The 12,311-nt window shown below is 68.2% G+C and carries 12 protein-coding genes; 3 read left to right on the top strand and 9 right to left on the bottom strand.

Annotated elements, in window-relative coordinates:
* Positions 1 to 469 precede the first annotated feature (469 nt).
* The 3 genes from J9611_RS15155 to J9611_RS15165 all read right to left on the bottom strand — a co-directional run bounded on the left by J9611_RS15155 (position 470) and on the right by J9611_RS15165 (position 2,111).
* A complete protein-coding gene (locus tag J9611_RS15155) occupies positions 470 to 829 on the bottom strand; it encodes a PASTA domain-containing protein (protein ID WP_211881282.1) in 360 nt (119 codons plus the stop codon).
* 333 nt (positions 830 to 1,162) lie between these two features.
* On the bottom strand, positions 1,163 to 1,774 hold the full coding sequence (locus J9611_RS15160; protein ID WP_211881284.1) for an SNARE domain-containing protein: 612 nt from the start codon (positions 1,772 to 1,774) through the stop codon (positions 1,163 to 1,165).
* A gap of 136 nt (positions 1,775 to 1,910) precedes the next feature.
* Positions 1,911 to 2,111, bottom strand: coding sequence for a hypothetical protein (locus J9611_RS15165; RefSeq protein WP_211881286.1), 201 nt, complete (start codon positions 2,109 to 2,111; stop codon positions 1,911 to 1,913).
* Between the two features lie 267 nt (positions 2,112 to 2,378).
* Between J9611_RS15165 and dprA the strand changes: the two genes are divergently transcribed.
* The 3 genes from dprA (at position 2,379) to J9611_RS15180 (ending at position 5,363) form a co-directional block, all read left to right on the top strand.
* Entirely contained in the window at positions 2,379 to 3,566 is a 1,188-nt protein-coding gene (gene dprA / locus J9611_RS15170; protein WP_211881289.1) for a DNA-processing protein DprA, read from the top strand.
* A gap of 87 nt (positions 3,567 to 3,653) precedes the next feature.
* Positions 3,654 to 4,580, top strand: a complete 927-nt coding sequence (locus tag J9611_RS15175; RefSeq protein WP_211881291.1) for a tyrosine recombinase XerC — start codon at positions 3,654 to 3,656, stop codon at positions 4,578 to 4,580.
* Between the two features lie 279 nt (positions 4,581 to 4,859).
* Positions 4,860 to 5,363 (top strand): DUF3145 domain-containing protein, encoded by a 504-nt coding sequence (locus J9611_RS15180; protein WP_211881293.1) that lies wholly within the window; start codon positions 4,860 to 4,862, stop codon positions 5,361 to 5,363.
* Between the two features lie 128 nt (positions 5,364 to 5,491).
* Here the strand turns inward: J9611_RS15180 and fabF are convergent, their stop codons facing one another.
* The 6 genes from fabF to J9611_RS15210 form a co-directional block, all read right to left on the bottom strand.
* Positions 5,492 to 6,727 (bottom strand): beta-ketoacyl-ACP synthase II, encoded by a 1,236-nt coding sequence (gene fabF, locus J9611_RS15185; protein ID WP_211881295.1) that lies wholly within the window; start codon positions 6,725 to 6,727, stop codon positions 5,492 to 5,494.
* A 223-nt stretch (positions 6,728 to 6,950) separates the two neighbouring features.
* A complete protein-coding gene (locus J9611_RS15190) occupies positions 6,951 to 7,196 on the bottom strand; it encodes an acyl carrier protein (protein WP_211881296.1) in 246 nt (81 codons plus the stop codon).
* A 146-nt stretch (positions 7,197 to 7,342) separates the two neighbouring features.
* Entirely contained in the window at positions 7,343 to 8,404 is a 1,062-nt protein-coding gene (locus J9611_RS15195) for a beta-ketoacyl-ACP synthase III (RefSeq protein WP_211881297.1), read from the bottom strand.
* On the bottom strand, positions 8,401 to 9,330 hold the full coding sequence (locus tag J9611_RS15200) for an ACP S-malonyltransferase (RefSeq protein WP_211881298.1): 930 nt from the start codon (positions 9,328 to 9,330) through the stop codon (positions 8,401 to 8,403). Before J9611_RS15200 ends, J9611_RS15195 begins: the two co-directional genes overlap by 4 nt.
* An 87-nt stretch (positions 9,331 to 9,417) precedes the next feature.
* Positions 9,418 to 10,662 carry a PucR family transcriptional regulator gene (locus tag J9611_RS15205; RefSeq protein WP_246527869.1) on the bottom strand — a complete coding sequence of 415 codons (1,245 nt, stop codon included), beginning with the start codon at positions 10,660 to 10,662 and terminating at the stop codon, positions 9,418 to 9,420.
* A gap of 226 nt (positions 10,663 to 10,888) precedes the next feature.
* A partial coding sequence (locus J9611_RS15210) for a transketolase-like TK C-terminal-containing protein (protein ID WP_443701382.1) occupies positions 10,889 to 12,311 on the bottom strand: 1,423 nt, incomplete at its 5' end.

A 12,311-nucleotide genomic window follows, 5' to 3' on the forward strand; every position in this document is an offset into this window, starting at 1 on the left:
GGGCGATGGGGTAGGCCCGACCGAGGGCATCGGGGATGCGGATAGTATCCGTACCCGCAAGGGGGGTACGCAGGGTGGACGCCCTTTCAGGCGCCGAGTCGTACATCCCAGGCTCGGTGACGCATGTCATCGACTGGGTGCCGCCAAAGGGTCTCAACTTCCCTTAGGCCCTTTTCGTCGGCATCCGAGTCTGGCTCACCCCCTCGACCCCCGGACCGCCGCCAAGCGTGTGCAGTGACCGCACCCCCCTATGCCCTCAGCTGGGCTTAGGCCATAGAGGATAGGGGTACTCGCTGAGTGCGTACCCCCCTCACACCAAAGAGCCCTGCCCCGTGATTGCTGGTCACGGTTGCAGGGCTCTTTCGTTGGGCCTACGGTCTAGTGCCAGCGCATGAGGTTACTGTGCGCCGTCACAGTGTTGGGGTAGGCCGCCATCCACCAGATCGCCTCTAAGCGCCAAGGATGCGCGTCACTGGCTGGGATCGCCCAGAGCCTCAATGACGGCGCTGTGCCGAGTGCTACGGGCGGGAAGCGGTACGCCTCTACGGTGCGCCAGGTGCTTGGGGGTGCGCAGGCCGCGCAGATTGGACGTGGCGCGGGCCGCGGCCCTCGCGTTGAGTTCCGACTCCGTGCCTTTGATGTGGAGGACGACAGTTTTGTCGCGTGCAACAGATCCGCCCTGGGCAACGTCAGCACTTTCGATTATGGCGTCGGGTACGGGAAGGACCCTGAATCGGGCGCCATCCGACCCCACGGCCTCGTAAGCAATACCATTGGCCGTCAGCAGGTCTTTGGCGTCCTTGAACGGCTTGCCTTCGATGGCCGGCATCACGCTCGGCTTTAGTGAGGGAGTCGCTGACGCGGTGGGTGAAGGGCCGGACGGCTGCCCACTCCCGCCGCCGCATCCGGTTAGTGCCAGCAGTAGGCCGAGCGCTGCTATCGCTGCAATTCTTGTCCCCATGTCCCCAAGTCCCCTTTTGTTGCGTGCGAATCGGCGCCCGGCCCTCAACGCCGGATCCTGTGGTGATCGTAAGCCGAAGGACGGGCTTTCCTGAGTATGTCCATCGAATTGTGACGCTGTTGCGGTGGGCAGCAGTGCCTTTTGCGTGTTCCAAGTACTCATTCCCCACATTTCAAACATCAGCGCGGGAGCGGGACTCCGTTACTGCTTGCGCTCTGCAATGGCCCCCAACAGCTTGGTCCCGGCCTCTACGATGGCTGCCGCAAACTTGGAAGTGGCCTCGATGGATCCGCGGAGATCGAGTACGTCCCCTTCGGCGTCAAGGACGGCGCCAAGGTCTTTGAACAGCTCAAGGGGAATCTGAACATGGACGCCCTCGCCGGCAGGGCCCTGAGTCCGGCCGACAGTCATCAGCGGCCCGACCGTCTCATCATCGGAAGTCAGCCACTGACTCTCGAAGTCATGCGTCCCGGAAGGATCATGCTCCGAGACCGGCACGACACACCCGCTGACGGGGCACGTCTCGGCGGCGGCGTGGATCAATGCATCCAGACGGGCCAGGACGCCCCGAGCCTCGCGACAGTTCGAATCCGGGTAGACGTCGCTGTTGATGTAGCGCTTCAGATCCCCCTCGGGCGTCCACGTGGCGGACGCTACCGGGCTGCCCTCCGGATCGACGATGGTGGGGCCGACCCACCCGTCGAATCTGTCCGTGAAGTCGTCGGCTGTGGCGGGCTCAAACCCGGCAGGAGGCGTCAGAGCGGGCTTGCTGTGGCTCTTTTTGGGGCGCGGCCGAACTGCTGTAGTGCTCATGGTGAAACCTTTTCTCTAGTTGTGGTGGCTGGTGCTGCTGTGGCTGCATCCCCAGCGGACGCAGCGAGGTTATGGGCGTGGATCGGTGGAACTCGGAACAGCTGCTATTTCTTCCGGGTGCCATTGCTCACATTGGTCAGCGGGCGGGCCCCGCGGGCAGCACGACGGTAACCGAGTCCGGGTGCCACTGCTGACGTGAACCATCGGGCAGGGTTACCCAGATACCGCGTGTGGTGACCCGCCAGACTTTCCCGGTCGGCCCGTCAACGTTGCTGAACATGCCGGTGAACTGCACATGCTTGCCGGCGAACTTCGCTTTGAGCTCCTGTAGGTCCATATCGCCTTCCCTCCCCGTAGAGGATGAACCGCTGCCAGACATCTGTTGTTTGGCTATCCTCTGTCTCGCCTGGACCCTGGCCGACCTGTCCCGCCGGGACACTCCGCACGCGGACGACATCGGGCAGGCGCTCAGCCTCCGGCAGGCCGCCGTGGCCGCCGCATGAACTCCGACGCCGGACGCCCGGCAGACCACCAGCAGCCCCGTACCGGCGGCTCCGCCGGAACAACCACCATTCGAACGATCAGCCACGCGGAAGGACACACCATGAGGGACGACGAAAGGATCGCCAGGGCCGCGCTCTCCCGCCTGTTCGAACCGCAGGACGCGGCGGGGCTCGCCCTCGTGCAGATCGCCGGAGCGGAGGACGCCCTGAGGATAGCCACGGGCCAGTCGGCCGCCGGCCCGGGGCTGGAACAGGAGATGTTCCAGGTGATGGCGGACAGCGGCTCCTGCGGTGCCTGGCCGGGCCTTCGCGACGCCTTGAAACGCTGGGCCCCCCGCGTTCCGGACCTGGCGCCGGCACGGGACCTCGCCACGATGGCCCGGCTCGGAGGCCGCATGATCATCCCCGCCGATGAACTCTGGCCACGCCAGCTGGCGGATCTAGGCCTGCAGGAGCCCCTGTGCCTCTGGTGGCGCGGCGTCGAACAGGAACTGCCGCCGGCCGCCAGGTCCGTCGCCCTGGTGGGCTCCCGCGACAGCACCTCCTATGGATCCTCCGTGACGGGCGATCTTGCCTACTCGCTGGCCCAGCGCGGCTACACCATCATCTCCGGCGGGGCCTACGGGATCGATGCCCACGCCCACCGTGCCGCCCTGGCGGGAAGCGCCGGAGGCATGCCCACCATCGCGGTGATGGCCGGGGGAGTGGACCGGTTCTACCCCTCAGGCAACGAGGACCTGCTCCGGGCCGTCGCGAACCAGGGCGCGGTCCTGGCCGAGGTGCCGCCGGGCTCGGCGCCCACCCGGTACAGGTTCCTGCAGCGGAACAGGCTCATCGCGGCACTGGCATCGGTCACGGTCGTCGTCGAGGCCCGGTGGAGGTCAGGGGCACTCAACACCGCCCACCATGCCGAAAGCCTGGGCAGGGCAGTGGGCGCCGTCCCCGGTTCGGTGCACAGCGCCAATTCCGCCGGCTGCCACCGGCTGCTCCGCGAAGGCGGGGCCATCTGTGTCACAGACGCCGGCGAAATCGCGGAGCTGGCCTCGTCCAGCGGCGACTCCCTGCCCGCGGACAAGACCGGCAGGGTGGAAGACCACGACGGCCTGACCCTGGAGGACCTGATCCTGCTGGACGCGCTTCCGCTGCGGACCACGACCTCGGTGGAGAAGCTGACGGCGGTGGCGGGGCTCAGCCCGGACTCGGTCCGCGGCGGCCTGGGCCGGCTCGGACTGCTGGGCCTGGCCGAGTCACACCGCGGCGGCTGGAAGCGCTCCGGGACAGGGGGATAAAACACGGGGCGTACCCGGGCAGCAGACACGGCCGCGGCGCGCCGTCGGGCTCCTTGACCGGCCGGCGAATACTGCGAGAGTGGGGGTGTGTCTACACAGCAGCTCCCGCCCGCGCTGGCCGCCGCGGCCCACGGCTTCGGCCGCTACCTGTCGGCGGAACGGGGGCGCTCGGCACACACCGTGCGCGCCTACCTCTCGGACGTCGGAAGCCTGTTGGCCTCGGCTGCGGCCGAGGGAGTCACGGCCCTTGACGGCGTGGAGCTGGGCACGCTGCGGCGCTGGCTCGGCTCCCAGAGCGAGGCGGGGATGTCCCGCGCCACCCTGGCCCGCCGCTCCGCCACCGCCCGCGCCTTCACCGCCTGGGCCGTCCGCGAGGAACTGATCGACGCCGATCCCGCCCTGCGGCTGAGGGCCCCTAAACGGGAAAAGTCCCTGCCCGGGGTGCTGCACCAGCAGCAGGTCCTGCGGCTCGTCGAAGGGGCCGAAGCCGCAGCGTCCGACGGCGGCCCGCTGGCCCTGCGCGACCGGGCCATGGTGGAACTGCTGTACGCCACCGGCATCCGGGTCGGCGAGCTGGCGGGCATGGACGTGGATGACCTCGATCCGGACCGCCGGACCCTGCGCGTGCTCGGCAAGGGCAACAAGGAACGGACGGTGCCCTACGGCGTGCCGGCCGCGCTCGCCGTCGACGACTGGCTCCGCCGGGGCCGTCCGGCCCTGGCCACAGGTACCAGCGGCGCGGCCCTGTTCCTCGGCGCCCGCGGCAGACGCGTCGACCAGCGGCAGGTCCGCAGCGTCGTCAAGGAAATGCTGGCGGAGCTGGGGGACACGGCCGCGACCGGTCCGCACGCCCTGCGGCACTCGGCCGCGACCCATCTGCTCGACGGCGGGGCGGACCTGCGGGCGGTCCAGGAAATCCTGGGCCACAGCAGCCTGGCGACCACCCAGATCTACACCCACGTCTCGGTCGAGCGGCTCCGGCAGAGCTACCAGCAGGCGCATCCGCGGGCCTGAACCGGGGACTTTATGACGCCGAAATTACCGCTTACGGCGAGCCGGGGAAGACGCGCCGAATTCCACTGGCGTAATTAGAGGGGGTACGGCAGAATGGAACTCACACCGGGTAAGTTTCAAGTTGTACTTGAAGCTGGAGTGTTTTGCGCCCCAGCTCGAAATCCGGCAAGAATTTAATAGTCTGGCAGGGACCACCGGCACCGATTCGGATCCGCGCAACAGACAGACATCCAGGCAGAGGTCGTTGGGGAAGACGTACCTATAGCTATGGAGGATGGAATGTCTGTTGCACTGACCCGCGGTGTTTTGTTTGTTCACTCGGCCCCGACAGCCCTGTGCCCCCACGTTGAGTGGGCCATAGGGTCTGTCGTGGACAAGCGGACGGATCTGGAGTGGACCGCTCAACCCGCCGCGCCCGGAATGTACCGGGCCGAGCTTTCGTGGACCGGAACCCCGGGCACGGGGGCCCAACTGGCGTCCGCGCTCCGCGGCTGGGCGCACCTGCGCTATGAAGTCACGGAGGAGCCCAGCCCGGGAGTCGACGGCAGCCGCTGGTCCCACACCCCCGAGCTCGGCATCTTCCATGCCGTCACCGATGTCCACGGCAACATCATGGTCTCCGAGGACCGCATCCGCTACGCCTACGAATCCGGTGCCGGGGACCCCTCCGCCGTCTACCATGAGCTGTCCCTGGCCCTCGGCGAAGCCTGGGACGAGGAACTCGAGCCCTTCCGGCACGCCGCCGAAGGCGCCCCCGTCCGCTGGCTGCACCAGGTCGGCTGAGTCCCAAACTCGGCTGCCCTCAACTCCATAGCTACGCCAGATGACAGATGGCGGCAATGTTCACCGTGAACATTGCCGCCATCTGTCATCTGGGCGCTGAGAGCCCGCGGAAGGCCCCGCAGAAAGTGCTAGATGCTGCGCACGGCGATGACGGCGTTGTGGCCGCCGAAGCCGAAGGAGTTGCTCAGCGCCACGATGCTGCCGCCGGGCAGGTCGCGGGCCGTTGTGACGACGTCGAGCGGGATCTCCGGATCCTGGTTCTCCAGGTTGATCGTCACCGGCGCCTTGCGCTCGTACACGGCCAGGACAGTCAGCACGGCTTCCACGGCGCCGGAGGCGCCCAGCAGGTGGCCCATCTGGGACTTCGTGGCCGAGACTGCCACGCTGTCCACGTGGTTGCCGAGGGCGGCCTTCAGGGCCGTGTACTCGGGCTTGTCGCCCACGGGGGTGGAGGTGGCGTGCGCGTTGACGTGCACCACGTCCTCGGGCTGGATGCGGCCGTCGAACATGGCTGCCTTGAGCGCGCGGGTGGCCCCCAGGCCCTCGGGGTCCGGGGCCGTGATGTGGTACGCGTCGGCGGTGACCGAGGTGCCGGCGAGTTCGGCGTAGATCCGGGCGCCGCGGGCCAGGGCGTGCTCTTCGGCTTCCAGCACCAGGGCTCCGGCGCCTTCGCCCATGACGAAGCCGTCGCGGCCGAGGTCGTAGGGCCGGGAGGCGCCCTCGGGATCATCGTTCCGGCGGGAGAGCGCCTGCATCGAGGAGAACGCGGCAATCGGCATCGGGTGGATGGCCGCTTCGGCGCCGCCGCAGACGACGACGTCGGCCTTGCCGGAGCGGATCAGGTCCAGGCCCACGTGGACGGCCTCGGTGCCGGACGCGCAGGCGGAGACGGGGGTGTGGGCGCCGGCACGGGCGCCCAGGTCGAGGCTGACCGCCGCCGCCGGGCCGTTGGGCATCAGCATGGGCACGGTCATCGGGAGGACCCGGCGGGGGCCCTTTTCGCGCAGGGTGTCCCACGCATCCAGGAGGGTCCAGACGCCGCCGATGCCGGTGGCAAAAGCCACGGCGAGCCGGTCGTGGTCCACTTCGGTGATGCCGGAGTCGGCCCAGGCCTCGCGGGCGGCGACGACGGCGAACTGCGTGGACGGGTCCATGCGCTTGGCTTCGACCCGGCTCAGGACCTCGGTCGCGGGGGTGGTGGCGCGGGCGGCAAAGTGGACAGGCAGCTCGTACTTGGCCACCCAGTCGTCCTCCAGCGTGTGGGCTCCGGAGACGCCCTTCAGCGCATTCCTCCACATCGTGGGGACATCGCCGCCAATGGGTGTGGTGGCACCCAGACCGGTAATGACTACTTTGCGTGCCATGGGATCACTCTCTGTCGGTGCGCCTGCCATGTCCGGAACCGTGAACCGGATCGCCGGGGCCTGCGTGGGGAAATCTCTTCGGTTTTGCGAACTGGGTCGCGCAAACTCTGCTGATGGTGAAGCAAACTCTCGTGATGCTGGATGGGCCGGTCCGGGGCGCCAGGCGGCGCCCCGGACCGGCCACGGGTTCAGCCGTTGCCGGCCGGAGCCAGTAAAGCCAGGATCAGGCCTGGGCGTTGGCGATGAAGCTGACGGCGTCGCCGACGGTCTTGAGGTTCTTGACCTCTTCGTCCGGGATGCGCACGCCGAACTTCTCTTCGGCGTTGACCACGATCGTCATCATGGAGATGGAGTCGATGTCCAGGTCCTCGGTGAAGGACTTGTCCAGCTCGACAGCTTCCGTTGCCAGGCCCGTCTCTTCGTTGACGATTTCAGCCAGGCCGGACAGGATCTCTTCGTTGCTAGCCATTGGTGGCTCCTTTTCTTGTTATTGCCAGCGGCGGCCGGTGGAGTGCCGGCAGCCTCGGGCGGAAATGACTCAAACCGAGGGTTCGGCTTGGTGCGGGAACGGGTGCTGGGTTGGACGTATGCAGTTCGGGGGAGGTGCTTGAGGTGCTACGGAAGCACGATCACCTGGGCGCCGAAGACCAGGCCGGCGCCGAAGCCGATCTGCAGTGCCAGGCCGCCGCTCAGCTCCGGGTTTTCCTGCAGCAGGCGGTGGGTGGCCAGCGGGATGGACGCGGCCGAGGTGTTGCCGGCGTCGGCGATGTCCCGGGCGATTGTGACGGTCTCCGGCAGCTTCAGCTGCTTGGCCATCTCGTCGATGATCCGCATGTTCGCCTGGTGCGGGATGAATGCCGCGAGGTCATCGGCGGTGATGCCGGCGGCGTCCAGCGCCTGCTGGGCCACCTTGGCCATCTCCCAGACCGCCCAGCGGAACACCGTCTGGCCGTCCTGGCGCAGGGTGGGCCACAGCGCGGCGTCGGTCGCGGCGGCTTCGGCGTCGGTGAGCGCGCCGGGACGTTTGCCGGTCGTCACGAGTTCGCGCAGGTCCAGCATCGAGCCGGTCATGCCGATGGCGTCCCACTTGCTGCCGTCCGAACCCCAGACCGAGGGGCCGATCCCGGGGGTGTCGGAGGGGCCGATCACGACGGCGCCGGCGCCGTCGCCGAGCAGGAAGGAGATCGTCCGTTCGGTGTTGTCGATGACGTCGGAGAGCTTCTCGGCGCCGACGACCAGGACGTAGTCGGCGGCACCGGAGCGCACCAGCGCGTCGGCCTGGGCGATGCCGTAGCAGTAGCCCGCGCAGGCGGCGGAGATGTCGAAGGCCGGGGACGGCGTCGCGCCGATCCGGTCGGCAAGGCTGGCGGCGGCGGACGGCGTCGCGTACGGGTGCGTGACGGTGGAGACGATCACGGCGCCGAGCTGGGAAGCCTCGATGCCGGCCTTCTCGAGCGCCTCGCGGGCTGCGCCTTCGGCCATGTCGATCACGCTGACGTCGGCGGGTGCACGGTGCCGGGTGATGATGCCGGTGCGCTGACGGATCCACTCATCGGAGGAGTCAATCCACTGGCAGACGTCGTCGTTGGTGACGATCACGTCGGGCCGGTAGGCGCCGACGCCCAAAATGCGGGTGTTCTCGTGCCGGGGCGCCTGCTTCAGGGTGGGAACGCTCATGCCTGTCCTTCCAGTTCTGCAAATAGGGCCAGGGCGGCGGAGAGGTCGTCCGGGGTCTTGACGGTGACGGTCTTGACGCCGGGCATGGAGCGCCTGGCCAGTCCGGCGAGTGTTCCGGCCGGGGCGAGTTCAATCACGCCGGTGACGCCGCGCTGCACCAGGGTCTCCATGCAGAGGTCCCAGCGGACCGGGCGGGAGACCTGGGCGATCAGGCTCTCGACGGCGGCGGCACCGTCGGTGACCTCCGCGCCGTCGAAGTTGGACAGCAGGGGAACCTGCGGGTTCCGCGGGTGGAGCGAGGGCCGGAGCGCCTGCAGGGCCGCGGCCGCGGGGGACATGTGCGAGGTGTGGAAGGCGCCGGCCACCTTCAGCGGGATCACGCGGGCCTTGGCCGGCGGGTTCTCCGCGAGGGCCTTGAGCTGGTCCAGGGTGCCGGCGGCGACCGTCTGGCCGGCGCCGTTGACGTTGGCCGCGGTGGCGCCGCAGGCCTTAATGGCTATCAGCACCTCGGCGGGGTCACCGCCCACCACCGCGCTCATCCCGGTGGGGGTGGCTGCGGCGGCGGCGGCCATGCTGTTGGCGCGTTCGCGGACAAAGGTCATGGCTTCGGTTTCGGTCAGGACTCCGGCCAGGGCCGAGGCCGTGATCTCGCCGACGGAGTGTCCGGCGAGGATCACCGGAAGCGTGCCGAGTTCGACGTCGAACAGGGACTGCGCGGCCACCAGCCCGGCGGCGACGATCAGGGGCTGCGCCACGGCGGTGTCCTTGATCGTCTCTTCATCGGAGGTGGTGCCGTGGGCGGCGAGGTCGATCCCTGCTATCTCGCTGAGGGAGGCCAGGTGGCCTGCGACGGGAGGCAGTTCTAGCCACGGGGCCAGAAAGCCAGGGGTCTGGGAGCCCTGTCCAGGGCAAACGATTGCAAGCACGTATCCAGCTTTCCAAATTACCGCGTGATTATCGGTGTAGTCATGCACCAAGGTCACCGGGCCAGTTTGTAGGAAGTCTACAACTGATCAGGGGTTGTTGCGGGACGGCTGGCGTTCCGTGGAGGGCTTCACCGGAGCGGCGAGCCTGCCCACCACCAGCGCTGTCTGGAGCACGAAGGCCTCCCGGGGCAGGAGCGGATCCCAGCCCGTGACGTCGCAGACCCGCTTGAGCCGGTACCGCACGGTGTTGGCGTGGACGAAGAGTTCCCGGGCCGTCGCCTCCAGCGAGTGGCCCAGTTCCAAGTACGCGCCCAGGGTCTCCACGAGCCCGTTGGACGCCGCCAGCAGGGGCCGGTAGATGTTCTTGACGAGGGACCGCCGGGCGGCGTCGTCCCCGGAGATCACCCGTTCGGGCAGGAGGTCGTCCGCCGCCACCGGGCGCGGCGCGGAGGGCCAGGCGCGGGCCGCCGTCAGCCCCGCGAAGGCTGACTGGGCGGAGCTGCTGGCCTCGAGCAGGGAGGCCGCCTCGGCGCCGTAGACCACGGGCCCGGGGGCGAAGAGTTCGCTGAGTTTCAGGTAGGCCGTCTCGCGGTCCTTGACCCCGCCGAGGATGAGGATGAGCCTGTCGCCCTGGATGCCCACGAGCGCGTCCTCGGCGAAGCGGCCGGCGGTGCGGCGCAGTTCGCTGACATAGCTGGCGCTCGGTTCGGACGGGGAATTCCCCACCATTACGGTGAACCGTTCCTGTGCCTTCCAGCCAAGCGCGGCGATCCGGGAGCGCAGGGCATCGGTGTTTTCGCCGCGCAGGATGGCGTCGACAATCAGCGCTTCCAGCCGCGTGTCCCAGGAGCCGCGGGATTCCGCGGCGCGGGCGTACACATCGGCGGCGGCGAAGGCGACCTCCCGCGAGTAGCGCAGCACCGCTTCGCGCAGGGCCGACTGGTCGGCTTCCGGGGCGATCACCGGCACCTGGTCCTCCACGACTTCCACGACGATCCGGATGAGCTGGAGGGCCTTCTGCAGGCTGATCGAGCGGGTGAGTTCGGTGGGTGCGGTGCCGAAGACGTCGGTCAGGATCCACGACGGCGAGCTGGGGCGCTCATACCAGGTGACGAAGGCCGCGATGCCGTTCTGGGCCACCATGCCCAGGGCGGAGCGTTCGTCGGAATTCAGCCTGCTGTACCACGGGAGGGACTTCTCCAGCTGGCGCAGGGTGGTGGTGGACAGCTGGCCGACGCTTGCCCGGAGCTTCTTGAGGGTCTCGGCTTTCTCCGGAGTCATCGCCCTCGAGCTTGGCTTGCGTTTTGCGGGAGTGGTGATCGGCTCTGCCATGCATCGAGCATACGGTGCCGGCCGCCCAAGCTCCATTTGTGCGAAGGCTACAACTCGCTTTGCCCTAAATCACAGTTCTGGATCACAGCCCTGGATCACAGTTCCGGATCACAGCCGGACCGCCGGCTTAAACGTCCGACGGCGGTCCCCACCCTCCGGTGGGAACCGCCGTCGTGCGCCGTTATCTGGGCCTGTTCCTTGCGCCGTTTCTTGCGCTGGCGCGCAGTTAGGAGTCGCCGCCCGCGTTGCCGGTGGTGCCGGCGTTGACGTTGTGCAGCTTGTACTTCTCGATGGCCTGGGCCGGAGCCTGGGCGTCGACCTCGCCGCGGCGTGCCAGCATCTGCAGGGAACGGACCACCACCGAGTGGACGTCGTTCTTGAAGAAGCGGCGCGCTGCGGCCCTGGTGTCGGAGAAGCCGAAACCGTCCGCGCCGAGCGAGGCGAACTCGTTCGGGAGGAACTGGCGGATCTGGTCGGGGACGGCCTTCATGTAGTCGGTGACTGCCACGATGGGTCCGGTGGCGCCGGCGAGCTGCCGGGTGACGAACGGGACGCGTGCCGGCTGGCCCGGGTTGAGGAAGGCTTCCTCCTCGGCGGCCATTCCGTCGCGGCGCAGTTCGGTCCAGGACGTCACGGACCAGACGTCCGCGGAGACGCCCCAGTCCTCGGCGAGGACCTTCTGGGCTTCGAGGGCCCAGGGGACGGACACCCCGGAGGCGAGGATCTGCGTGCGCGGGCCGTCGATCCTGGCCGGTGCGAGCAGGTAGATGCCCTTGACGATGCCCTCGACGTCCATGTTCTCCGGTGCCGGAGGCTGGATGATCGGCTCGTTGTAGACCGTGAGGTAGTACATCAGGTTCCGGTCGGTGTCTGTTCCGGCGGCGGAGGCGGGGCCGTACATGCGGTTCAGGCCGTCGCGGACGATCACGCCGATCTCGTAGCCGTACGCCGGGTCGTAGCTGACGACCGCGGGGTTCGTGGAGGCCAGGAGCGGGGAGTGCCCGTCCGCGTGCTGCAGGCCTTCGCCGGTCAGCGTGGTCCGGCCCGCGGTGGCGCCGATGATGAACCCGCGGGTCATCTGGTCCGCCGCGGCCCAGAAGGAGTCGCCGGTGCGCTGGAAACCGAACATCGAGTAGAAGACGTAGACCGGGATCAGCGGTTCGCCGTGGGTGGCGTAGGACGTGCCCGCGGCCGTGAACGCGGCGACGGATCCGGCCTCGTTGATGCCGGCGTGCACGATCTGCCCGGAGATGGACTCCTTGTAGGCCAGGACGAGTTCGCGGTCCACGGAAAGGTAGTTCTGCCCGTTCGGGTTGTAGATCTTCGCGGTCGGGAAGAACGCGTCCATCCCGAAGGTGCGGGCCTCGTCCGGGATGATCGGCACGATGCGCTTGCCGAACTCCTTGTCCCGCATGAGGTCCTTGAGCAGCCGGACGAATGCCATCGTGGTGGCGGCGTGCTGCTTGCCGGACCCGCGGTTGGCGACCTCGTAGACCTTTTCGTCCGGGAGGGTGATATCGGTGTGCTTGTGCCGGCGTTCGGGGACGAAGCCGCCGAGTTCGCGGCGGCGTTCCATCAGGTATTTGATTTCCGGGGCGTCCATGCCGGGGTGGTAGTACGGGGGCCGGTAGAGGTCCGCTTCGAGCTGG

The sequence above is a fragment of the Pseudarthrobacter albicanus genome (assembly GCF_018224015.1).
Classification (GTDB): Bacteria; Actinomycetota; Actinomycetes; order Actinomycetales; family Micrococcaceae; genus Arthrobacter; species Arthrobacter albicanus.

Coding starts and splice junctions, on each gene's coding strand:
- J9611_RS15155 (WP_211881282.1), bottom strand. CDS start 829: ATGCCGGCCATCGAAGGCAAGCCGTTCAAGGACGCCAAAGACCTGCTG.
- J9611_RS15160 (WP_211881284.1), bottom strand. CDS start 1,774: ATGAGCACTACAGCAGTTCGGCCGCGCCCCAAAAAGAGCCACAGCAAG.
- J9611_RS15165 (WP_211881286.1), bottom strand. CDS start 2,111: ATGGACCTACAGGAGCTCAAAGCGAAGTTCGCCGGCAAGCATGTGCAG.
- dprA (WP_211881289.1), top strand. CDS start 2,379: ATGAGGGACGACGAAAGGATCGCCAGGGCCGCGCTCTCCCGCCTGTTC.
- J9611_RS15180 (WP_211881293.1), top strand. CDS start 4,860: ATGTCTGTTGCACTGACCCGCGGTGTTTTGTTTGTTCACTCGGCCCCG.
- fabF (WP_211881295.1), bottom strand. CDS start 6,727: ATGGCACGCAAAGTAGTCATTACCGGTCTGGGTGCCACCACACCCATT.
- J9611_RS15190 (WP_211881296.1), bottom strand. CDS start 7,196: ATGGCTAGCAACGAAGAGATCCTGTCCGGCCTGGCTGAAATCGTCAAC.
- J9611_RS15195 (WP_211881297.1), bottom strand. CDS start 8,404: ATGAGCGTTCCCACCCTGAAGCAGGCGCCCCGGCACGAGAACACCCGC.
- J9611_RS15205 (WP_246527869.1), bottom strand. CDS start 10,662: ATGGCAGAGCCGATCACCACTCCCGCAAAACGCAAGCCAAGCTCGAGG.